14 protein-coding genes are annotated in these 25,395 nt (G+C 44.6%); 10 read left to right on the forward strand and 4 right to left on the reverse strand.

Features of this window, described 5'->3' with window-relative positions; genetic code table 11:
• Nucleotide 1: 1 nt before the first annotated feature.
• The gene (locus B5F91_RS05110; RefSeq protein ID WP_087428016.1) at nt 2–1,102 is read left to right on the forward strand and encodes a hypothetical protein; all 1,101 of its coding nucleotides are present in this window, start codon (nt 2–4) and stop codon (nt 1,100–1,102) included.
• A 116-nt stretch (nt 1,103–1,218) separates the two neighbouring features.
• On the forward strand, nt 1,219–1,548 hold the full coding sequence (locus tag B5F91_RS05115; RefSeq protein WP_087428017.1) for a DUF3467 domain-containing protein: 330 nt from the start codon (nt 1,219–1,221) through the stop codon (nt 1,546–1,548).
• Nucleotides 1,549–1,768: 220 nt separating this feature from the next.
• On the opposite strand, the gene B5F91_RS05120 is transcribed toward B5F91_RS05115, so the two are convergent.
• Entirely contained in the window at nt 1,769–2,746 is a 978-nt protein-coding gene (locus B5F91_RS05120) for a glycoside hydrolase family 43 protein (RefSeq protein WP_087428071.1), read from the reverse strand.
• A 196-nt stretch (nt 2,747–2,942) separates the two neighbouring features.
• Between B5F91_RS05120 and B5F91_RS05125 the strand changes: the two genes are divergently transcribed.
• From B5F91_RS05125 to B5F91_RS05160, 8 genes are all read left to right on the forward strand, one after another.
• Nucleotides 2,943–7,115, forward strand: coding sequence for a two-component regulator propeller domain-containing protein (locus tag B5F91_RS05125; RefSeq protein ID WP_087428072.1), 4,173 nt, complete (start codon nt 2,943–2,945; stop codon nt 7,113–7,115).
• A 123-nt stretch (nt 7,116–7,238) separates the two neighbouring features.
• Nucleotides 7,239–9,077 (forward strand): LamG-like jellyroll fold domain-containing protein, encoded by a 1,839-nt coding sequence (locus B5F91_RS05130; RefSeq protein WP_087428018.1) that lies wholly within the window; start codon nt 7,239–7,241, stop codon nt 9,075–9,077.
• Between the two features lie 26 nt (nt 9,078–9,103).
• Nucleotides 9,104–12,229, forward strand: a complete 3,126-nt coding sequence (locus tag B5F91_RS05135) for a TonB-dependent receptor (RefSeq protein WP_087428019.1) — start codon at nt 9,104–9,106, stop codon at nt 12,227–12,229.
• A gap of 6 nt (nt 12,230–12,235) precedes the next feature.
• Entirely contained in the window at nt 12,236–14,014 is a 1,779-nt protein-coding gene (locus B5F91_RS05140) for a RagB/SusD family nutrient uptake outer membrane protein (RefSeq protein ID WP_087428020.1), read from the forward strand.
• Nucleotides 14,015–14,040: 26 nt separating this feature from the next.
• Nucleotides 14,041–17,295, forward strand: a complete 3,255-nt coding sequence (locus tag B5F91_RS05145; RefSeq protein WP_162611696.1) for a TonB-dependent receptor — start codon at nt 14,041–14,043, stop codon at nt 17,293–17,295.
• 25 nt (nt 17,296–17,320) lie between these two features.
• A complete protein-coding gene (locus B5F91_RS05150) occupies nt 17,321–19,090 on the forward strand; it encodes a RagB/SusD family nutrient uptake outer membrane protein (protein ID WP_087428073.1) in 1,770 nt (589 codons plus the stop codon).
• A 67-nt stretch (nt 19,091–19,157) separates the two neighbouring features.
• On the forward strand, nt 19,158–21,062 hold the full coding sequence (locus tag B5F91_RS05155) for an arabinan endo-1,5-alpha-L-arabinosidase (protein WP_087428022.1): 1,905 nt from the start codon (nt 19,158–19,160) through the stop codon (nt 21,060–21,062).
• 115 nt (nt 21,063–21,177) lie between these two features.
• Nucleotides 21,178–22,167: an arabinan endo-1,5-alpha-L-arabinosidase gene (locus B5F91_RS05160; protein ID WP_087428023.1), complete on the forward strand. Its 990-nt coding sequence runs from the start codon at nt 21,178–21,180 to the stop codon at nt 22,165–22,167.
• Between the two features lie 110 nt (nt 22,168–22,277).
• On the opposite strand, the gene B5F91_RS05165 is transcribed toward B5F91_RS05160, so the two are convergent.
• The 3 genes from B5F91_RS05165 to gcvH form a co-directional block, all read right to left on the reverse strand.
• Complete coding sequence (locus tag B5F91_RS05165; protein ID WP_087428024.1) at nt 22,278–24,110, reverse strand: 4-hydroxy-3-methylbut-2-en-1-yl diphosphate synthase; 1,833 nt, start codon at nt 24,108–24,110, stop codon at nt 22,278–22,280.
• Between the two features lie 156 nt (nt 24,111–24,266).
• Complete coding sequence (gene purE / locus B5F91_RS05170) at nt 24,267–24,776, reverse strand: 5-(carboxyamino)imidazole ribonucleotide mutase (protein WP_087428025.1); 510 nt, start codon at nt 24,774–24,776, stop codon at nt 24,267–24,269.
• A 93-nt stretch (nt 24,777–24,869) separates the two neighbouring features.
• On the reverse strand, nt 24,870–25,250 hold the full coding sequence (gcvH, locus tag B5F91_RS05175) for a glycine cleavage system protein GcvH (protein ID WP_087428026.1): 381 nt from the start codon (nt 25,248–25,250) through the stop codon (nt 24,870–24,872).
• Between the last annotated feature and the right edge of the window lie 145 nt (nt 25,251–25,395).

Raw genomic sequence — 25,395 nt, forward strand, 5'->3', positions numbered from 1 at the left:
GATGACTATAATTGCTAACCCTATATACGATTCGGTGTTCAAGTTCCTATTGGAAGATGAACGTGCGGCAAAAGTGTTGCTTTCCGCTTTGTTGAAACAGGAAGTGTGTGAGTTGAAAATGCGGCGCAATGAATATACAAATGTGCGGCAGACACGTATTTCTTTGTTTCGCATCGACTTTTCCGCAAAGATTCGGAATGCAGCAGGAGAAGAACATTTGGTGTTGATTGAATTGCAGAAAACATGGCTTTCTACCGAGACGTTGCGTTTCCGGCAGTATTTAGGTGCGCAGTATCTCAATAATGAGAATGTACCGGAAGACGGGAATCCGGGTGGTTATGGTTTGCCTATTATTTCTATTTATATATTAGGACATAAATTAGGTGATTTGCAAGAGCCTGTGGTATATGTTCGCCGCCGTTATTTGGATTATGAGAATAATATCATAGAGGGGGGAGTGCCTGATCCCTTTATCGAGAGTTTGACTCATGATAGTATTATTGTGCAGCTTCCTTATTTGAAGGGGCGTACCCGTAATCATTTGGAGCGTATTCTTTGTGTGTTCGATCAGGAATACAGGATTGCTTCTGATGATCATTTGCTTAAAATAGACGATGAAGATATGGATAAAGACGGGCGTTTGTTGGTCAATCGTTTGGTGATGGCTGCAGCTTCTCCTGAGGTTCGTAGGGAAATGCAGGTAGAGGATGAAATCCTTTCCGAAATAGAAGCGCGTGATACAACGATTATGCTGAAAGATAAACAGATTCAGGAAAAGGAGCAGGTAATTCAGGAGAAGGATCAAGCTATTCAGGAGAAGGAGCAGGCTATTCAGGAGAAGGAGCAGGCTATTCAGGAGAAGGAGCAGGTAATTCAGAAGAAGGATCAGGCTCTTGAAGAACAGAAGCAAGCTCTTGAAGAACAGAAGCAAGTTTTAGCTGAAAAAGATAGCTTGCTTCGCGAGCAACAAGAGGAAATCAAACGTCAGAAAGACGTGTTGTATGCGGCTGCAAAGAATTTATCTTTGCGTGGAATGTCTTCTGCAGAAATAGCAAATGTGCTTTCAGTTTCGGAAGACACTATAAAAACATTGCTTGGATGATGATTGCGTCATTTTGTGAATGAGTTTAATAAAAAATCCAATCTGGCTAACGATAATCGCGAAAAGTTTGCTATTTTTGTAAGCGGTAAATTAATAATCATTTTAAGTAAATAATCATGGAAAACGAAAATAAGAACAATCAAGGGCAGTTGCAGATTGAGCTGAAAGACGAAGTGGCTCAAGGTACATACGCCAATCTAGCAATTATTTCCCATTCCACATCCGAATTTATTCTTGATTTTGTCTGCCTCATGCCGGGAACTCCGAAAGCCAACGTACAGTCGCGCATCGTAATGACTCCTGAAAACGCTAAACGGTTGCTTTTTGCTCTGCAAGACAACATTACGAAATATGAAAGCAATTTCGGACCTATCCGTATGCCAGAACAACAACGTGCCGACAAGACTTTTATTCCGCCATTGAGCGAATTCAAGGGAGAGGCATAAGCTTCACGTAAAGCACTTAGAACTAGATAAAATACCGGTCGGAATCGATACAAATCGTTTGTTGGTTTGTTTGATTTGCGATCGGTTTTTTTGTGTCTTGATATATTGTCAATATGTCAGTCGGGTGCTGACAAAAAAGCATACGGCTTCATCGGGTGATGAAGCCGTATGTGTTTGTGAATGCATCTAGCTTCGAAAGCTGATGCATCTTGCTTCGTTTTTATTTTGTTATGCCTTCTGTTGTCATTTGGATGCGTTTAATGGTGCCGTCTTCGTTATAATAAAGGCGGTCGATGCAGAGTGCACGGCGGAAACCGCATCCGTTGGGATTGATGCTTCCATTGTGATAGATGAAGTATGATTTGCCTTTGAAGTCGATAATTGCTTGGTGGTTGGTATTCGAATTGCCGGCTATTTCGTTTAATATGCCCTTGTATTCCCATGGTCCGTTGATGCTCCGGCTCATGGCGTAGCATATTTTTTCGGGGAATTCGGACGCGAATGAGAGGTAATACCAGCCGTTGTGCTTGTGTATCCATGGCGCTTCGGTGAAGCGAGGCAATTGGATTGGTTTAATCGGACCGTCCAACTCTATCATGTTTTCTTTTAGTTTCGCATAATAACATTGGGTATTTCCCCAAAAGAGGTAAGCTTGTCCGTCTTCGTCTATATAAACGGTGGGGTCGATGTCGTCCCAGCGGATAGAGGTGTACTCGGTGGTCATGTCGTTGGTTATTAAGGCAGAGCCTCGTGCGTCTTTGAATGGACCGAGGGGCGAGTCGGCTACGGCAACCCCGATAGATTTGCCGGGAATGGTGGCATGTTCCACCGTGACATACCAATAGAATTTCCCGTTGCGCTCGATGACTTGGCTTGCCCATGCTTCACCTTTTGCCCATTTAAAGTCTTTGGCTTTCAGTGTATAGGCGTGTTCGGTAAAGGTTTTCATGTCGGTGGTCGACAAGATGCACCATTCGTTCATCAAGTAATATTGTTCGGGAGGAGGACATTCATCGTGTCCGGCATAGATATAGACCGTCCCGTCATAGACTAAAGCCGCAGGGTCGCCCAAGTATTTATAGCTCACGATAGGGTTGCCTGATGCCACGAAAGTAGTGTCTTTTTCAGCGGCGGAAGCCGGAAGCCAGCTTGCACATAACAAGAGTGCCAGTAAAATCATGTTGAGTTTTCGATTCATGTTTTTCATGTTTAATTTTATATTTAATAATGTATACTGATATTACAAAGATAGGTGTGCCGGTCTGGATTGAGGTGGATATTTGCCTTTCTTTAGTGGATTTTTGGCATTTTGTGCTTATTTTTCCCTTCGTTTCTCTTATTTGTTTGATAAAAATAATTATATTTGTTGAAGAAAGATGAAGGTCTCAAGTATTATGAAGATACACGTTGGGTTATTGGCTGTATGGATGTGTATTTTTTTGTACACACTTCCGGCTGCGTCACAAAACGGAGAGGGCAATTACCTGTTTACGCATTTGACTATGGACGATGGTTTGCCTAGCAATTATGTGGAGGACTTGATGAAAGACCGCCAAGGTTTTTTATGGGTTTCTACGGGCGGTAATGGGGTGACCCGTTTCGATGGTTATCGTTTTGAGACATTTAATGCTTTTTCAGGTGAAACCCGTCTGAAGAGTAACTTTATCCAAAAGTTTTGTGAAGACCGTTTTGGGCGGATTTGGCTGGCTGGCGAACAGGGAATCGATATTCTTGATGCACACCACTTGCATCTAGTAGCTCCGGAGGAACTGGGCGAAGCGTATGTTGCCAATCAGTTCCGGTCTGCTAGTTTCGTTTATTGCTCTTCTGCAGGAAATATGTGGGTGGGGGCTGACAATGCGTTGTATAAAATCTCTTTTTCCGAAGACGGTCGGGCGAGTGCCGTTATTCGGATTTGTGACCTCCATTTGTATAACCGCAGTTTGGGATTTTGTGAGCACGAGGGCTATCTTTGGTTTGACTATTTAGGCTCGTTGTCTGTGTTGAAGGAAGATGTGTCTGCCCCGCAAAAGCCGTTGCCGATAGATGAACACTTGCAGCTTCCGCCGGGTGCCGTCATGTTGTGTATCGCTTTTTGGCAAAACGATGTTTGGCTTGGCACCGATGTCGGTTTGTTTCGTTATAATATCGGAAAACGTATCCTGAAATCGTATACCTATAATGAGCACGATTCCTCTTCCTTGTCGCAAAGTTATGTAACGGATATCGCGGTGATGTCAGACGGTACTTTGCTGGTGGGGACATTGAAAGGATTGAACTTATATAATGCTGTGACCGATAATTTTACCCGTATCCAGCAACGGGAGAACGGGGGTATCGGTTCGGGTTTGAATTGCAATTTCATTAATTGCATGCTCGCTGATGAAGATATGGTATGGATAGGAACTGAAGTGGGGGGCTTGAACCGGATGGGAGTCTCGCGTTTGCAGATTCAGAACCATTTGCATTCTCCCGAAGTTCCGGGCAGTTTGTCGGGCAATTTAGTGAATGCGATTTTAGAGGAAAAAGACGGTTCGCTTTGGTTAGGAACTGTAGAAGCAGGGCTGAACTTACGGCGGGCAGGAGGCCAGGATTTTGAACATTATACGACTGCAGCTCCGGCGCATCTAAGTCATAATTCGGTCAGTGCGTTGGCTTCCGATGGCAAGGGGCGCATCTATGTCGGCACATGGGGCGGAGGATTGGGCTGGATAGACGGGAAGAATCTGTCTAACAAGGCTTTTCATCCCATTTTGACCGCCAATCCTGATTTAGCACAGGCTTATGTCAGTGTTTTGCTTTACGATACTTTGAATCAGGTGCTTTGGATAGGGACGAACCGTGAAATACTGGTTTATCATCCAGACACGGGCAAGGTAAGCGATCCGTTTCAAGGCAGACGGAAGGGCAGCATTTTCGGTACATTGGGCGGATGCATCACCCGTGAAGGAATTTTGTGGATAGGGGCAACTCCTGGGTTGTATCAGATAAACCTGCATTCTTACGGGAAAGACTCGTTGGACTATATTCTTTATGACCATAAGCTGGACAATCCTTCGGAACGGACTGCCGAACGCATCACTTCGATATGCCAGGGCAAGAGCGGAACGGTATGGGTAGCCACCAATGGGAATGGATTTTATCAGGTTACGGGCGAAGGAAAAGATTGCCGTTTTAAGGCATACAATGTCGGTAATGGCTTGATTCATAACAGTGTAATAGGTGTTTGGGAAGGAGAAAACGGTTATGTATGGCTTACTACAAACAATGGTTTGTCATATTTTAATCCGAAAGACGGTTCTTTCCAAAATTATACCCGTCATGACGGTTTGCCCAGCAATCAGTTTTATTGGAATGCGATTGGCGGTTCGAAAGACGGTAGCTTGTATGTAGGCAGTACGGGAGGATTTTCGGAAATCCGTTTATTGCCTCGTGTCGAAACGGAAAAACATTTTCCGTTGGTATTTACGGGCTTCACTTGTTTCGACCGGGAGGTGAAACCTGCTGGAGATGTCCTTACCATTCATGAACGCGACAAACGGCTTACGCTTAGTTTTGCTTCGCTGGATTATCATCCGACGGCATTGGCACGTTATGCTTACCGCTTAAATGGGTTCGATGATAAATGGATTTATTTGCCTGCCAGCCAGCATGTTGTGTCGTTTACTAATTTGCGTCCGGGTGAATATGTGTTTGAATTGCGTTACGCTTCAGACGGAAATAATTTCGTTACCCCTACTCAGACTTTGAAAATAAAGGTAATTCCGTATTTTTATCGGACAATTTGGTTTAAACTGGTGATTGTACTGGTGGTTGTGATAGCACTTTATTTGCGGTTCCGTTCGTTGAGGCGCCAACAAAAGTTGCTTCATATCATGGTAGAGGAGCGCACGCATGAATTGGAAGAGCAGAAGAAACTGTTGTCTGACCAGACCGAAGAACTTTCGCACCAGAACAAGTTGCTGAAAGAATCGAACGAGAAAATCACTGCACAGAAAAACCAAATCTTGGAAATGTCGCGAAAGGTAGAAGAGTTGACGATTGATAAACTGGCTTTTTTTACCAACATCACCCACGAGTTCCGTACGCCACTGACGCTGATTATCGGTCCGATAGAGCGTGCCTTGAAGTTGAGTTACAACCCGCAAGTCATCGAACAGCTTCAGCTGGTAGACCGTAATTCGAAGTACCTGCTTTCGCTGATTAACCAATTGATGGATTTCCGAAAAGTAGAAGAGGGTCGGATGAAGATTGTGCCTAATTACGGTAATTTGCGCCGTTTTTTGGATGAGTTTACCCCATCGTTTGCTGATTATGCACAGGCACGGGGGATTACATTCAGGTGCTGTGTCCGTTTGGCGAATCCGTTTATGATGTTTGCGGAAGATATTTTGCGGAAGATACTGACCAATCTGATTAGCAATGCTTTGAAGTTTACGCCACGAGGAGGAGAGGTGACGGTATATGTCGCTTCGTTGCGTGCAGACAGAGGCGAACAGCTTTTCATCGGTGTGTGTGATACGGGAAAGGGTATTCCGGGAGAGGACCTGAACCGGGTGTTTGAACGGTTCTATCAGTCTGACAATCAAAGCCAAGAGTCGGTTAGCGGTCAGAGTGGTACAGGCATCGGATTGTATCTTTGCCGGAAACTGGTAGAACAGTTGGATGGCAAAATTGGTGTGAAAAACAATCCGACAAAAGGAGCTACCTTCCATGTCTTGTTCCCGATTGTGCGTAGGGCAGATAGCGAAGAATCGTCTAACGAAGTGGAAGAGATTCGCCCAGAGCTTCTGAAGAATAGTAAACTGACGGTACTTGTGGTGGAAGACAATAAAGATATGCGCGACTATACCCGTTCGATTTTGCGCGAATATTATAATGTATTGGAAGCGGTAGACGGACGAGAAGCCCTTCATATATTAAAGAACTACAACGTAGACTTTATTATCAGTGACTTGATGATGCCAGTGATGGACGGAGTGGAATTGTCGCGTCGAGTACGGAGTGACTTTTCTATTTCACACATTCCTTTCTTGATGCTTACTGCCAAGACTTCTGACGAAGCCCGTCTGGAAAGTTATAAGATGGGAGTGGATGCTTATTTGCTGAAGCCTTTTGATGAGAATATGCTGTTGGCACGTATATCAAGCATTTTGGAAAACCGTAAACGTTTCCAGCAGAAATTCTCAATTGATATGAATACCGATTCTTTGAATTTAGGAGAAGAAGACTCGGAAGATAAGAAGTTCTTGGAACATGCCATGAAGGTGGTGAAAGAGAACTATAAGAATCCGGAGTTTGAAGTTAGTGATTTCATCAACGAGATGGGTATCAGCAAAAGTCTGCTCTATAAGAAGATGCAGAGCCTGACCGGACAGTCGGCTGGGCAGTTTATCCGGAACTACCGATTGAACCTTGCCCGTGAGTTGCTGTTGAGGAATAAGGTGAACCGTACAATGAATATATCAGAAATAGCATACGAGGTAGGATTTAACGACCCGAAGTACTTTACTCGCTGTTTTACAAAGCATTTCAATGTAACACCGAGCAGTTTAATGGGGGAATGAATAGAGTGGAAAAGACAATTATCCACCCTTTATATACTTTTGTCCCCACATGTATGCCGTTTTAATGATAATTTTGTAACCTGATTAATGAACCCTAATAAATAACAACCAAAAATCAGTATTATGAGGACAAACAGATGGCGGCAATGGCGGATAGTCTTAGCCGCAGTAGTTACAGCCTTTTGCTTTGGAGCCTGTCAGGAATGGGGGCAAATGGACCCACCCGCTGGAACAGACATCTATCCAAAGACTGAAAAAGTGGGTGAGTATTCATTCGATGAAGCTATTGACCCACAAGTTATGCAAACTTTTGCTTATGCGAACGGCGATACGCCGGACTTGGTGCAGGATGCCGATTTAGGCAGTCAAGTGCTCCATTTCAATGGCGGCTACGTTCGTTTCTTCAACCCGATGCTCGCGACTTCTGCAGAAGAAGCCGTGTCGATGACGTTTTGGGTAAAACAAGCAGCGTTGGACGAAGCCGAGGTAGCAGCCGGTACGGCTGTTAAGGATATAAACAGCGCGCTTTTCGCATTCCAAAACGAAAACGGCACAGAGTCGTTGTACATGACGGGTAATGGTGCTTTGGTTTACGAAGGCATGGACGGGAATCTTTCTGTCAATACGGCAGATGAGGCTACCACGGGCATGTTGGACGAACCTGGTGTATGGCATTATGTGGCTTTGATGGTGCATAATGACGGTTATACGGTGTATGTAGACGGCAATAAACGTATTGACCAATACATTCCCGATTTTGATTGTTCTAAGTTAGTGCAGTTCATGGCGAATACACCTTATTTATATATAGGCTATGGCGCAGAAGAGAACAAAGAATGGTGGATAGATGATTTGATAATCTATCGCAATAAGATTAGCAGTACGCAAATTGCTGTGCCTGGTACTGGTGGCGGTGGTGCAGGTGACTTCGGCAATTATATTACCATTGGTGCAGAAGACTGTTCTACAGCATGGTGGACTGCATTTTCTGATTTGGTTCATTTCAAGAACAGTGTGCACTTTGGTTTCTACAACTACAATAATAATACTACTAATAACTGGTGTAATTGGGTGGTAGTTGTAACTAACGGTAAAAACCGTGATGAAGAAGGTTATGCTGAATATTTTGTATTACGTTCGGATGCATACGGTTGGGGAGATGCTAATTACGATGCTTCTAAAATTACCCATAATTTCGTATTTGATGCAAACAATACGTTCAATCTTGATATGAACGGAGCTTACGTGGATTTGACTTTGACACGTGACGGCAATAATATTAATATGAATACAGTAGTGACCACAGCGTCGGGGACTGTCTACAACTATTCATTCAGCTATACTGGAGAATTAGAAGAGACTATCGGTGCGTTCCTTACTTGTGAAGGCTCTTATTTGCAGATAGATGTTGAAGATACCTATACTGAAGGTGAAAGTTTCGAAGAAGGCAGCTATTTGGTGGGTGCTGAAGATTGCTCAGACGGATTCTGGGTTTCCTTCTCCGATGCTTATACCATTGAAGGTAATACGGAATATCCGTTTGGATTTATTTTCACTAACACGAACAATGGTGCTGTTAATAACTGGGAAAATTGGCTTTTAGTTGTAGCAACCGCTGAATTAAACGGTCCTGGTTATTCAGAATATCTTGTTTTGCGCTCGGATGCATACGGTTGGGCAGGCATTTATGAGGGAGGTACTGTCAATAGCGGATTTAATTGGGATACCTTCCCCGCAGATATGGACGGCGCATACGTCAGAGTGTTTGTCACCCGTGGCGGCACCACTTTGAATACTTTAGCTAAGGTGAGAACTGCAGCTGGAACTACACTCAGTGATTACACGTTCCAAGGTGATGGTATCACAACCGAACAGATAGTCGTGTTCCTTACGGAAGAAAAGGCATGTTTGGATATTCATAAAGTGGGTTATTTCCCATTTGCTGACAATATAGAAAAATAATATAAACCATACAATTTGTATTTTATATGAAAGATAATCAAACATATTCCCAAACTTCACGAGGCAGGTTGCTCGTGCGGTGGCTAGCTGTATTTTGTATACTGTTAGCGGGAACATCCGTTTTTGCCCAGACCAAACAGGTGACGGGTGTTGTAAAGGATGCCACAGGAGAAACTGTAATTGGTGCCAGTGTGGTAGAGAAAGGTACGACTAATGGAGTGATTACCGATTTCGACGGTGTATTCAAACTGACCGTCAGCGAGAATGCAGTGTTGCAGATATCATATATCGGTTATCAGACCCAAGAGGTTAAAGTAGCCGGAAAAACGACATTAGACATTACGTTGCGTGAAGATACCGAAATGTTGGAAGAAGTAGTCGTTGTAGGTTACGGTGCGCAGAAGAAGGAAAGTGTGATTGGTGCCATTTCACAAGTGACGTCCAAAGATTTGCTTTCCACACCTTCTGCAAACATTTCGCAAGCTATCTCTGGTAAGATTACCGGTGTGATTACTTCGCAGACTTCCGGTGCTCCGGGTGCCGATGATGCACAAATCTATATTCGTGGACGTGCTACTTTTGCGGGCGATGCTCAACCGTTGGTATTGGTGGACGGCGTAGAACGTTCGTTCTCACAAATCGCTCCCGATGATATTGAAACGATTTCTGTCCTGAAAGATGCTTCGGCTACAGCCGTTTACGGTGTACGTGGTGCGAATGGTGTTATGTTGATTACCACCAAACGTGGTAAAGAACAGAAACCGGTAGTGAGTTTGACCGCTAACTGGCAGATTCAAAGTCCGACACGTAAGGATACGTATTTGGATTCTTACCAATCGGTGATGTTGTTGGAAGAAGCATTGGCTAACGATGGTCTGCCTTCGCAGTTCTCTGCAGACGATATCGAGATGTACCGCCGTTCGGTAGCAGGCGAACTGAGCGGGAGAGATGCCATGCTTTATCCAAATGTGGATTGGTATGACCAAGTATTGAGCAATACGGCTCCCGCACAGCGTTATAACGTAAGTGTTACGGGTGGTACGAAACGTATGCGTTACTATGCTTCAGGTGAATTCTACGACCAGAAATCTATTGTGAAGAACCTGAGTAACGACCAGTTCGGCAATACCTCAAGTCCTGGTTTCCGCCGTTATTCGTTCCGTGCCAATACCGACTTCTTCTTGACTACGGATTTGACATTCTCGGTGAATTTCGGTACACGTTTCGAGGAACGCCGGGGACCGAATACAAACGACTCTGCCCCTAATTATAGTGAAATTTTTTATGAGTTGAATCATACTCCGGGCTGGTTGTTCCCGGTATCCTATTCCATACCGAACGGTGAAAGTACCCGTACGCTTTATGCAGGTACTTCACAGTATCAGAATAACATCGTGGCTCGTCTGACCGAAGCCGGTTATTACAAGTCGACCAATGTGGTGAACGAAACCAACTTCATCGTGGATTATAAGATGGACTGGCTGACTGAAGGATTAAGTGTGAAAGGTATGCTTTCGTTCGACTACGAAAATTTACACCGCAATAATTACACCCGTAACTTCGCGACTTACGAACTGAATGACGATACTAACTATGAGTCGTTAACGGCTTATAATAAGTTTAATACCGATACTGAGTTAACACATGGAAGCGAATTTACTTCTATTTATAAACTCTATATGGAGGCGCAAGTGAATTATGCACGCAAGTTCGGTAAGCATGATGTAACTGCTATGGCGTTGTATATGCAGAACGATTACCGTAGCAAGGCGGATTTGGCAAAACGTTACCAAGGTTTGGTAGGTCGTGTCACTTATGCATGGGATGACCGTTACCTGGCAGAGTTCAATGCCGGTTACAACGGTTCTGAAAACTTCATGAAAGGCAAGCGTTTCGGTTTCTTCCCCGCTTTCTCTATCGGTTGGCGTTTGAGCAATGAACCGTTTATGCAGAAATATTCCGACTGGTTGAATAATCTGAAAATCCGTGCTTCATACGGACAGGTAGGTAACGATGTATATCAGGTGAACGGTGTGCAACAACGTTTCCTTTATGAACAGAAGTGGTCGCAAATCACCAATGACTATTATTTCGGAACTACCGGACAGACCGGTATCTACGATGCGCAATATCCGAACTACGGAGTGACTTGGGAACGTGCCCATAAATATAATGTCGGTATCGAATTCGGTTTCTTCAACGGTATGTTGACCGGTAATGTCGATGTCTTCTATGAAAAACGTAACGACATCCTTACTACGTATCTGACCCGTCCGGAATGGGTCGGTGTGGTAATGGCTGCCGCAAACTTGGGTAAGACGAAGAACCAAGGTTATGAAATCGAGTTGAAACACAGCAACCACATCGGCAGTGATTTCCATTACACAATCGGATTTAATTTCTCTCATGCGCGGAATGAAATCCTCAGTATGGATGAACCGTCCATCAAAACAGATTACCGTAAGCGTGAAGGACATCCCATCAACCAATATTTCGGCTTGATTTGCGATGGCTATGTGACACAAGCCGATTTGGATAGTGGCAATTTGCCTGATTCCCGTTTCAGTAGTGATGTAAAAGTGGGTGACTTGAAGTACCGCGATATGAACCAAGACGGTTTTATTGACGACCGCGACGAAACGTTCATCGGTTATAGCGATATCCCGGAAAATATGTATGCGCTTAATTTGAGTGCCAATTACAAGAACTGGGGATTCAGCGTTATGTTCCAAGGTGTAGATCATGTGAGCCGTTATTACGATGCTGAAGCCATGTTTGCCTTTATCAATGGCGGTAAAGTGAAAGAACATCATTTGGAACGTTGGAATCCGGCAGAATCAGAAGCTTATAACTTGGCACATGCTAAGTATCCGTTGTTGCATTACAACGATTATGGCGATCATAACCAACGTCAGAACTCTTACTTCTTGAAGAATGGTGCTTTCCTGCGTTTGAAGAATATCGAGTTGAGCTATACGTTGCCCGAACGCTGGAGCCACAAAGTAGGTATGAGTGATTGCCGTTTGTATATTAACGCCAATAACCTCGTTACCTGGGATCACTTGGATGGTCTGACCGACCCGGAAAGTAACGGCTCGAACCGTTTCCCCATTATGAAAACTGTTAACTTTGGAGTAAATATTAAATTCTAACGGATTATGAAGAAATTTTTAGTATACAGTATATTTGCATTGGGCGTAGGTGCCGCGACACTGACTTCGTGCGAAGATATGTTCGGAGGGTTCCTTGACAAACAGCCCAGCAACGAGGTGACCGAAGAAGAAACTTTCGGGTCTTGGAACTTGATGGTACAGTTCCACTATGACACTTATAACTTTTTGCGTCATGGTGCCAACCGTATCAACAATACGTGGTTGGATGCTGCTACCGATTTAGGTGAGACCAGTTTCCCGGGTGGCGTGAAGTCTTCGTTCAATCGAGGCGACTATTTTAGTACAACCGGTGCACCGGAACTGACCAGTACGTGGGAATCTTATTATCGGGGTATCCGTAAGACAAATATGATTATTACCCGTATTGATAATGTGCCCAAGGATATCGAATTGAGCGATGAGCAATACGAGCAAGACAAATTGCATTATACTTCCGAGGCTCGTTTCCTCCGTGCATGGTTCTATTGGGAAATGTTCTTGCGTTACGGTCCGATTCCTATTGTGACCGAAGTACTTGACCCGAATGGTGACTTGCTGTCCGGTTATACGGAACGGCCGACAATAAAGGAATATGTGGTGGATTTCATTCTGAAAGAATTGCAGGAATGTGAGTCTGGTTTGCTGAGTAAGGCAGATGCTTGGAACAGTGCTCGTGCCGGACGTATTGCGCAACCTATGGCACGTGCCCTTTACTCGCGTATCATGCTTTATATGGCAAGTCCGCGTTACAGTGCCGACTCAGGCATTACGTGGCAACAGGCAGCTGATGCAGCCAAAAGTTTCATTGATGATTACGGGAACGATTTCAGTTTGATGACTTCTTTTGATGCTCAGACAGGATTGCCCATTGGTATTGAAGGGTACACCAACGCCTTGTTGCGTACAGCTTATGACGGCAATACGGAGGTGATTTTCTATCGCAACGATGTTCAGATAGGTTGGGCGGGTATCCAGAATGATACGCCGGTAGGTGAAGGAGGTAACGGCGGTCTCTGCCCGTCACAGAACTTAGTGGATATGTATGATATGGCAGACGGATCTTCACCGTTTGCCCAATATGACGAAACAGGTGCCCCTGTTTACAACACGGCTACTCTTACTCCGGACACTGTTTGGGCGAGCGGTTATGACGATGCACACATGTGGGAAAATCGTGACCCGCGTTTGGCAGCCAGTGTCCTTTATCAGGGAAGAACATGGGGTAACGGTGCTATCAACGTAATTTTCGGACAACGTGATAATCCGAAAGGCAACACGAATGTTACTCCTACCGGTTACTACTTGCGTAAGTATATTCCGGAAGCCATTCTGAATGCAGAACATACCGGTTCGGCTTACCGTCTGTGGACGATTATCCGTTATGCGGAAATCTTGCTGAACTATGCTGAAGCTTTGAATGAGGCGCAGGGACCTTGCCAGGAAGTGTATGACATGTTGGATCAGGTACGTTACCGTGCAGGCATCAGCGGAAGTGTGGCAGACCGTGCAGATTTGAAATCTCAGGAAAGTTTGCGTAACTTTATCCATAAGGAACGTACGGTAGAATTCGCTTTCGAAGAACATCGCTGGTGGGATGTTCGTCGTTGGAATGTGGCTGTAGAAGCTTTGTCACGTCCTATTTATGGTATTACGGTGAACGAAGACGGTTCGATTGAACGTAAAGTAGCTCAAGAACGTGTCTTTGAGGATAGAATGTATCTCTATCCGATACCGGAAGCTGAATATTGGAAAACAAATATTGAGAATAATCCCGGCTGGGAATAACCTTTGGTCGGTAACCTTAAAAAGAAATGAATATGTGTATCAACATAAACAATATGACAACGAAACTGTCTGACGCAGGACGTACCTTGCTGTCGACAGCCTTGGTGATGGTAGCCGGATTTACGTACGCCCAACAGCCTGGTGTGCTGAATGGGCGCGTTGTGGATGCCGAAGGCAACGGCGTTGTAGGTGCCATCGTGAATGTAGCTGAACAAAGCCGTATCGCCCTGACGGACGCCGACGGTTATTTTAGCTTGAAGAATGTAAAGGACGGTGACGAAATTTGCGTCACTTGTGTAGGGTATAAAAATGCTTCGGCAACAGCTGCCTTGAATGGTTTTCAAGTAGAGATGGAAGAGGATATTGATGAATATGCTCACGAAGTGTCTGTAGGTTTTAGTACCAAACAGAAGAAGTTTATGACAGAATCCACTTCTTCCGTTTCGGGGGAATTGTTGCAAAAATATCCTATTACAGTGCTTCAGAATGCTTTCTCTTCTACTTTGACGGGTGTAGAAACTTACGAATGGTCTAGCGAACCGGGTTGGACAGAATCCGCTATGTATATCCGTGGTATCCGCACCATGAATTCCAATGCCCGTGCCCCGTTGATTATCGTGGACAACGTGGAGCGTGACCTTTCTTTCCTTGATGCGTTCCCTATTGAAAGCATTACGGTGTTGAAAGATGCTGCCGCTGCCGCAATTTACGGTATGCGAGGTGCCAACGGTGTTATTCAGGTAACTACCAAACGTGGTGCAGCAGGAAAGACGAATATCGATTTTACCCAAGAAGTCGGATTCCAGTTCTTGAGTAACCGTATGGAAAATCAGAATGCTTACAATACCGCATTGACCCGTAACCGTGCCCGTTACTTGAGCGGTCAAGACCCGCTTTATACGGAAGAACAGATTGAAAACTACCGTCGTGTATCGAATGGAGAAACATTGGAAGGCATGGACCGGTATCGGTATTTTGATACCAACTGGTTTGACGAACTCTATCGTGACATGGCACCGACGTATAAGACGAATTTACAAATCAGCGGTGGTAATAACCGTGCCCGTTACTATGTATCGTTCTCTTATTTGCGTCAGGAAGGTATGTGGAATTCCCAGTGGACCGGTTATAATGAGGATTTCGATACCCAGCATAAGCTGAACCGTTATAATTTGCGTTCGAACTTGGATATTGACGTAAACAAATACTTGAATGTGTCTTTGGATTTGGGCGGTCGTATCGATAACATCACCCAACCATTGACCAGTGTGTTCAACTTGGTAACATTCGGTGCGGTAGAAGCCAATCCTATGGAGCCGACAGTTACTCCTAACGGATTGATTTATTTGAGTGAAACAGCTCAAAATCCGGCTTATTTGTTGGCATCTTCCGGTCAGGACAAGAACCGTCGCCGTAGTTTGTATTCAACTTTAAACGTAACGGGAGATTTGTCTGAATTGGTTCCCGGATTGAAAGCCAACGTAATGGTAAGTTTCGATGCTTTCGATGTGTTCCAGTCTCAACAGAGCAACAGTATTGACGCTTATAGCTACGACTATGCGAATATGGCTGTAACGGATGTTTCGCAGTATACTTATACTCGAACCAGACAATATTCGGCTTTGACTAATCCTTCTGCCATTGAACGTGCCAATAACTATACGGTGAACTTCAATGCCGGTTTCCATTACAACTATACGTTTGGCGGAAAACATGCGGTGAACGCACGTGCTTTTATCCGTACTTATCAGATGCGTGAGAATGTGCGTGAAGCGAACAACCATACTCCCAGTCAATTGTCTTCCAATCGTTATCTCTCTTGGAACGGGCAGGCTACTTATGTATATGACAACCGTTACATTGTGTCGGGAAATATTTCCCGTATGGGTAGTGACAATTATGCTCCCGAAAACCGTTGGGGTACTTTCTGGGGAGCATCTGCCGGATGGGTTGCTTCGGAAGAGCCGTGGTTGAAGAATGCAAACATTAACCTTTTGAAACTTCGTGCTTCTTTCGGACATACCGGACAAGCCAATACGTATGCTGTAGGTCAAGGCCGTTATCCTTTCCAAAGCACATGGGGGTCGGGTACAGGTTACAGTTTCGGTACATCGTCCACTTTTATCAACGGTATGAATGAAACCATGATTGGTAACTACAACAACCGTTGGGAGGTTTCTGATATGTTCAACTTTGGTTTGGATTTCGATTTCTGGAATAAGAAGTTATACGGTTCGTTTGATGTATTCAAAGAATGGCGTTCTAATATTTTGGTTACCCGTTCTAATACACCGACCCTGCTTGGTGTGGCTGTGTCACAGGATTCTTACGGTAAAGTAGAAACTAAAGGTGTTGAACTGACAATCGGACATCGTAATAAGGTGGGTGATTTCAATTATTATATTGAAGGTTTATTTACATTCAACCGGAACAAGATTACTGAAATGGATGAAACCGAGCCGCGTGAAGAATGGTTGCGTAAAACGGGTAAGCCTATCTTCGATTATACTTCCGTACAAGGCTTGTATGAAAGTTCGTTTAATAATACGGTCGGAGGTTGGAATATGTACCAATTTGAGCAATGGGCAAGTGATCCGAACTTAATTGCTACTAGTCATCAAGATGCTATTGACCATCCAGAGAAATATCCGTATAGTACATTTGCCAGTGGTACTCAGAAATTAGGTACAGCTGTGTTTAAAGACTTGAACGGCGACCGTCAGATTAATTCCGACGATATGTGTCCGATGGGATATACCATTATTCCGGAAATCACACCGTCTGTTACGTTCGGTGCTGAATTCAAAGGGTTTGATATTCGTGCTACGTTGACGGCTTATCTGAATCGTTCGGTATTCCTTTCTCCGGCTATCGGTTATTCCGGCTGGAGTAATAACGCTACACACGAGGTGGTTAATACATGGGGGTATTATACGGATGATCCGAATGACCCGCGCAATATTAGTGCCAAGTATCCGCGTATCCGTTACGGAGGTTTTAATACGGAAGACAGTGACCGTGATAATGGTTCTTACCAAAATACTATTTGGATTCAGAACGGAAATTATCTCTCGTTACGCAATATAGAAATCGGTTATTCACTTCCGATTCGTTTGATTGCTAAAGCCGGAATGACTAAATGCCGTTTCTATTTTAGTGGTTATAACTTGTATAACTGGAGTAAACTGCCTAAAGACATTGACCCTGAAAAACCTATGAGCTACTGCTGGTGGTATCCTAAAACTCGTACTTTCTCAGTAGGTGTGAACATTGGTTTCTAAACTTAATTTTCAAATATATATGAATATGAAAAAGATAATAACCTATACAACCGCTTTTGCTCTGGCTATTGGTTTTGCCGGATGCAGCGACTTTTTGGATAAAGAGGTTGACCTGACCTTGACTGAGGAGCAGGTGTTCAGTAGTTATGAGAACACCCGTGGTGTTTTGGCTAACCTTTACGATTATCTGCCGGATGCGTTCCGCGCTATCAATGACGGTGCTTATAATTCGCCTCGCGATTGTATGACCGACAATGCTTTGTGTTATTGGCCAAGTTGTCAATATTATGGTATTCTGGATGGTAGTTATGGAGCAACGAACCACCCGTTGGCAGAATTCTTTTGGCAGAGAAATACGGAAGGGATTCGTAAAGCCAATAAGTTTTTGAAGAATGTACGCGAAGATGTGGTCGGCAACTACGATGAAGAAGGGGATGATAATCATCTTTATGACCGTTACCGTGCCGAAGCCCGTGTACTTCGTGCTCTTTGTCACATGGAATTGGTGGGTTACTTTGGTGATATGTTGATTATCGGTGACGATGAGAACGGTGAGCCTATCATATTCGAGCAGAACGATCCACGGATGAACAGTCCGCGTACGGATGCTGCAGAAGTGTTGAAATGGATTGCCGATGAATGTGATGCCGTAAAGGATGACCTGCCTTTCCGTTATAGCAACGAGGAGGAAAACTGGGGGCGTGTAAATGGTGCTGCAGCGTATGCGTTGCGTGCAAGAGCCTTGCTTTATCGTGCTTCTGCACTTCATAATCCGACAAATGACGTGACTTGGTGGCAGGAAGCCGCTCAAGCTGCCAGCGATTTTATCGAAGTAAACAGCCGTCAGGTACATCCATACGTATTGTGTACTACCGATGATAACGATCCGAATGAAAATTATTACAATTGTTTCATTACCAATCCTTATTATAATGATGAGTATATCCTTACCCGTTCTGTATGGACGGTGAATACGGTGGAATTCTACTTGACTCCTTGTGGATTCAGTGGTAGTATTCAGTCAAACGGTCGTTGCAATCCGACACAGAATTTTGTAGATTGTTATGAAATGGCTAACGGTTTGCCGATTGATGACCCTAACAGTGGCTATGACCCGCAGAATCCGTATGTTAACCGTGACCCGCGCTTGGAACAGACCATTCAGCATCATGGCTCGATGTGGGGAGATGTTATAAACGAAGAATATCGTGCGATTGACATATCTTATCCCGAAGGTTTGGATTATCAACTTCAGTTTGGTGGCACGTTGACAGGTTACTATACTAAGAAGTATTGCAACAACATGTCTTTCAAGAGCCCGTCTACTTATCGCCATGTTTGTCCGATTTTCCGCTATGGCGAAATCTTGCTGAATGCGGCTGAGGCTTACAATGAAGCATACGGTCCAGACCGTGCTTATCAATACATTAACGAATTGCGTGCCCGTGTTGGAATGCCTGCATATAGCGGTATGAGCCAAACAGAATTGCGTGAGCGCATCCGTAACGAACGCCGCATTGAATTGGTGTTTGAAGACCACCGTTTCTTCGATGAGCGTCGTTGGATGTTATTCGAAAACCAGACTCCTTCGAGTGAAACGAGTCTGCCGCGTTACAAGCAAGTTTATAACCTGTATGGTGTAATCATTACTCCGGAAGCTGGTACGGTTTATAATTACGGCGCAGCAGAAAGAACCACTCGCCGTACTTTCGTAAGTCCGCGTGATTATTATTTCCCGATACCGGACGATGAACTCAAGAAGTTGCCGAACTTAGGACAGAATGAAGGTTGGTAATTATAAAAACAGAAGAAGGGAATGCGCTTTCGTGCATTCTCTCCTTTAATAAAAGCAGAAAATAGTTATGAAACGATTTTATTGGATTAATTTGCTATTGGCATGTGTATTCATGTTGGTGGCATGTGACGATGATGAAAATACAGGCTTTGGTCCGGAAGGTGTACGGATTGAAACTCCGCAGATTGTGGAAATGACAGATGCAGGAGCTACTATCAGTGCTGCTTTTAGTATACAAGAAGGTGTGCGTTATACTGGTATAGGATTCTGTTATAGTACGGACAATGAACCTACTATTTATGATTCGGCTGTAAAGGGAACCGTGTCTAACGGTACTGTAACTGCAATATTGAACACTTCGGAACTTCCGGCTATTTGCTATGTGCGTGCTTTTATCTGTATCTATAATGGAGCCACTGTTTACTCGGAAGCAACATTAGTAGGTGGAGATGAACAATTGCTTAATTATCAGGCTCCTACATATCCTGATGATTATACTTCAATAGCAGGTTGGGAAAGCCGTGACCAATGGAATCTGGCAAATGTGCACGATCCGTCTGTGATGAAAGCAGATGATGGATATTATTATATGTATCAGACGGACGCTTCGTATGGTAATGCACATGAGGCAGGCGGACATTTTCATTGCCGTCGTTCACAGAATCTGGTGGATTGGGAATATTTAGGTGGTACGATGCAAGAAGCCCCGGCATGGGTAAAAGAAAAACTGAACACACTCCGGGCAGAAGAAGGACTAGCACCGATTGAGAATCCCAATTATGGTTATTGGGCACCGGTTGTACGTAAAATTCGTAACGGTCTGTATCGAATGTATTATTGCATTGTGGTAAATGATAACATTGATGGAGAAAATTCATGGGGAGAACGCGCTTTTATTGGTTTGATGGAAACTGCTGATCCGGCATCCAACCAATGGGAAGATAAAGGATATGTGATATGTTCTTCTTCCGATAAAGGAATGAACGATTATGGTCGTCCGAGTGCAAGTGACTGGAACGCTTATTTTAAGTATAATGCCATTGATCCGACATTAGTGATTACTTCAGATAACCGTCATTGGCTGACATACGGTTCGTGGCACAGTGGATTTGCAACTATTGAATTGAATCCTGAAACAGGTAAGACTATGAACGAACTTCCTTCTCCATGGGCTATTCAAGATAATTCATACGGTGCATTGGTCGCTACTCGTGGGGATAGCAATAACCGTTGGCAAGCATCGGAAGGACCGGATGTTGTATATCGTGACGGTTATTATTATATGTTTATTGCTTACGGACAGTTGGAAGTGGCATACAATACACGTGTCGTACGTTCGGTAAATCCAGAAGGACCATACGTGGATATGTTGGGTAATTCGGCTACAAGCGGACAGGATATGTATCCGGAAGTAACTGCACCGTATAAATTTGCCGGTAGTGAAGGATGGGTAGGCATTTCTCATTGCGGTATCTTTGACGATGGAAATGGAAATTGGTTCTATGCATCTCAAGGACGTTTCCCCGTAAATGTGGGTGGAAATCAATACAGTAATGCCATTATGATGGGGCATATACGCAGCATTCGTTGGACAGAAGACGGATGGCCCGTGGTGATGCCGGAACGTTATGGTGCTGTGCCTAAGGTTGCGATAACTCAATCAGAATTGGTTGGCGAGTGGGAATTGATCCAGTTCAAGCCTACGCCGGAAAACAGTACGTTGAATGATAATGCAGAACAATATGGTTCGGTAGTTATTACGTTGCAAGAAGAAGGAACGGTAGTTTCAAATGCATGGGGAGAAGGTACTACGTGGAGTTTCGATGCAGATAATAACGTTTTGTCGATTGGTGATAACAAGATTTATATCCAGCGTGAAGTGGATTGGGAAAAGTCGCCTCGTGGTCTCACAATTGTGGGAGGTGGTTATGAAAATGGTGGCAGAATCACCAATTGGATGAAGAAAATTTGATAATTCGAAAATTAAATAAAACGCAGAGACGCAAAAGTGCAGAGCGTATTTAAAGAGGAGGCTCCGCGTTTTGCGTCTTTGTGTTTATAAAATGACTATTAATAAATAAACGAATATGAGACATTTATGTGTAATGGTTGTATGGGTCTGTTTTGCTTTAGGCGGATTAGCCCAACAGCCGGCAACGACTGACAGCCCTTTGGCTCACGATCCGGTAATGGCGAAACAGGGTGATACATATTATCTGTTTGCTACAGGGCAAGGTGTATCGGTCATGTCTTCGAAAGATTTGAAGACGTGGAAATTTGAGAAACCGGTATTTACTGAAGCGCCTCAATGGGCAGTAGAGACCGTGAAAGAATACAAAGGGCATACATGGGCGCCCGATATTATTTTTCATAATGGGCTATACCATTTGTTTTACTCTTGTTCGGCTTTTGCGAAAAATACGTCAGCCATCGGACATGCTACGAATCCGACCCTTGACCCTGCCGACCCGAATTTTAAATGGACTGATCACGGGAAGGTTATTCAGTCGGTACCGAATCGGGATATGTGGAATGCCATTGACCCCAATATCATTGTAGATGAGAACGGTACGCCATGGATGAGCTTCGGCTCTTTCTGGGATGGTATCAAGATGGTAAAATTAATCGATGACATGATGCAGGTAGCACAACCCGAAGAATGGCATTCGCTTTGCCGCCGCGAACGTTCGTTTGAATTGGATGATAAAGATCCGGGCGACGGTGCTGTGGAAGCTCCATTTATTATGAAACACGGAGATTATTATTATCTCTTTGTTTCGTTCGACTATTGTTGTCGGGGTAAGGACAGTACCTATAAGGTGGTAGTAGGACGTTCGAAATCAGCAATCGGTCCTTATGTAGATAAGGAAGGTAGACCGATGGCAAAAGGCGGAGGTTCGTTGGTGATAGAAGGAAATACTGATTATGCAGGTATCGGACATAATTCCGCTTATCATTTTGACGGAAAAGATTATTTCCTTTGTCATGCTTATTCCGTAGCCGAAGACGGTGCACCCAAGCTTTTCATCCGTGAAATGACATGGACTCCCGATGGTTGGCCCGTAGTGAATTATTGAATTTTGTCAAACGCAGAGACGCAAAAGCGCAGAGTTTTTAATTAAAATTGAACACAGAGACACAGAGGCACAGAGAAATTAAAACTCTGTGCCTCTGTGTTCAATTTTAATTATTCAGTATCTTTTGCAATCAGTTCCAATAGCTTTTCTACCGCTTGCTCTTCGGGAATATTCTTTTCGATGCATTCTTTCTTGCGGTAAAGGCTGATTTTGCCTCTTCCGGCACCTACATAGCCATAGTCGGCATCTGCCATTTCACCCGGACCGTTCACGATGCACCCCATGATACCTATCTTCAAGCCTTTCAGGTGAGAGGTAGCAGCCTTGATACGGGCAATGGTTGCCTCTAAGTCGTAGAGTGTGCGTCCGCATCCCGGGCAAGAGATGTATTCGGTTTTCGAAGTCCGCAGGCGTCCTGCCTGTAGGATGCCGAATGCCGTTTCGTCTATCTTGGTGTCGGGAATCGCGTCACCGTTATTGTAGAGCAAAATACCGTCGCACAAACCGTCGATGATTAATGCACCCATATCGGTAGCGGCTTTCAGTTGGAAGTCTTCGATGTCGGTTTCTTGGTAGAATTGGAAGAAGACCAACGGATTCTTCAGCCCCAATGTCATCAGTTGGTGAGCCAAGCCGCGGAATTCGCCCAATCGGTTCGCGTGATTGCTTTGTGCGATGATGACGGTTTCCGGATGGCGGCGCAGGCAGGCAATGGCTTCTTCATCTAATGTCATATAAGTAAGGAAGAGGAATTTCCGTTCCGCCTGGCTGAAATGAAGTTCCATCAGTTGTTTGTGGCTGAATGCCGGATATGTGCCTTCGCTTCCGTCCCAACGGTTCGCGTCTACGATGTAGCCGATGTCTGCACGGCGTTCTTCGGGCAAAGTTTGTCCGCAATAGATATAGTCCGGGCAGAACTGTTCGCTGGTATCCATCTTTCCGTTGAGGCGTGCCGAAATAACTACGGGCACATGGTCTCCACCGATATTCCCCACGGGATTTGTGGTGCGGCGGACTGGGTCGGTATAACAAAAACCTTCCGCTTCTTTTCCCGGTATATATACATGGTCTTTCCGTTTCGCGATGTAATCTGTTAACTTGCGTGCTACAGGTATTTCAGCTTCGGGAGCTTCGGTAAGCGAGACGCGGATGGTATCGCCTAATCCGTCACACAGCAAGGCTCCGATGCCCAATGCCGACTTGATGCGTCCGTCTTCTCCGTCTCCTGCTTCGGTCACTCCCAAATGAAGCGGGAAATTCATGCCCTCTTTCTCCATCTGTTCCACCAATAAGCGGACGGTTTTCACCATAATGACGGTATTTGAAGCCTTAATGGAAATGACTACATTTTTGAAATCTTCTTCCATGCAGATGCGCAAGAACTCCATGCACGATTCCACCATGCCGGCAGGCGTATCGCCATAGCGCGACATGATGCGGTCGGATAACGAGCCGTGGTTTACTCCGATGCGGATAGCGGTGTGGTTTTCTTTGCAGATATTCAAGAAGGGAACCAGCCGGGCACGGATTTTCTCGATCTCCTGCGCATATTCTTCATCGGTATATTCCAATTTCTTGAAGGTGCGTGCGGCATCTGTGTAATTGCCCGGATTGATGCGTACTCCTTCGGCATAAAGTGCAGCTACTTCTGCTACCTTCGGATTGAAGTGCACATCGGCTATTAGCGGTGTGTCGTAACCTCGTGAGCGCAAACCGATGTTGATGTTCTTCAGGTTCTCGGCTTCGCGTGTGCCCTGGGTAGTGAGCCGTACGTATTCGCCTCCTGCTTCGATGATGCGTATGGCTTGCTCTACACAGGCTTCGGTATCGGTGGTAGGCGTGTTGGTCATGCTTTGTATCCGGATGGGATGGTTGCCTCCCATCGGTACTCCGCCTACATAGACTTCGCTTGCCTCGCGGCGTGAATAGTTGAAATAATCCATTATTTTCTGATTTTAAGAATAAACGCGGAGACGCAGAAGCGCAAAGTCTTATTTTTAGAGTAAGTAAAGCGCACAGAGTCTGATGCCTTTGTGGACTCTCGTTTTCTCTAACATATATCTTTGCGCTTCTGCGTCTCTGCGTTTATAATGATAAGATTAATCCACTTTATACTCGTATTTCACCTCTTTCAGTTCTTGGTTGGCTTTTACGATTTTGTTCTTCAAGCCTTCTTTGTATGCGGCAAACTTCTGCGCCAGTGTTTCATCGGACAGGGCAAGCATCTGCACGGCAAGGATAGCGGCATTCATCGCTCCGTTGATAGCAACCGTAGCTACAGGAATGCCGGGAGGCATCTGGATAATGGAATACAGAGCGTCTACTCCGTCAAGCGTGGAGCCTTTGATAGGAATACCGATAACGGGCAATGTGGTATTGGCTGCGATTACGCCCGGCAATGCAGCTGCCATGCCTGCACCTGCAATGATGACTTTCAGTCCTCTGCCTGCGGCTTCACGGGCGAATTTTTCTACTTCAGCGGGCGTGCGGTGAGCGGAAAGTGCGTTCATTTCGAACGGTATTTGCATCTCGTTGAGCAGGGCTGCCGCTTTTTCCATAACGGGAAGGTCGGAAGTGCTTCCCATGATAATGCTTACAATTGGTTTCATGTTTGTTCTTATTAATATAGGTGTTGCTTCTCAGAACACAAAGACACGGAGATTTTTTAACTCTGTGCCTCTGTGTCTCTGTGTTCAATCGCTTTATTCATTAATCAGCTGTTTGTATGCATCCGCATCTAACAATTCGTCCAATTCCGATGCATCAGTCGGCTTGATGCGTACCAGCCAGCCTTTGCCGTACGGGTCTTGGTTTACCAGTTCTGGATGTTCTTCCAGTTCCGGATTTACTTCCAATATTTCTCCTCCGATGGGAAGGAACAAGTCGGATACGGTCTTTACAACTTCTATCGTGCCGAATGTTTCGCCTTTTTCCAGCGTTTCGCCTTCGGTAGGGATGTCTACAAAGACAATGTCACCTAATTGGTCTTGTGCGTAATCGGTAATACCTACGTATGCTTCTTCGCCTTCCAAACGAATCCATTCGTGTTCGTTCGTGTACTTTACATTAGTCGGGAAATTCATAATTCGAGATTTTAAAGGTTTATATTTCCTGCAAATGTAACGAATTTAAATGAAGAATGAAGAATGAGGGGGAAGAATTTTCATTTTGTTCTTATTTCCGATAGGTTGTAGATGTGTTTTTGATAGTATGATAATTTATGAGAAG

The sequence above is a fragment of the Bacteroides sp. An322 genome (assembly GCF_002161765.1).
Lineage (GTDB): Bacteria > Bacteroidota > Bacteroidia > Bacteroidales > Bacteroidaceae > Phocaeicola > Phocaeicola merdavium.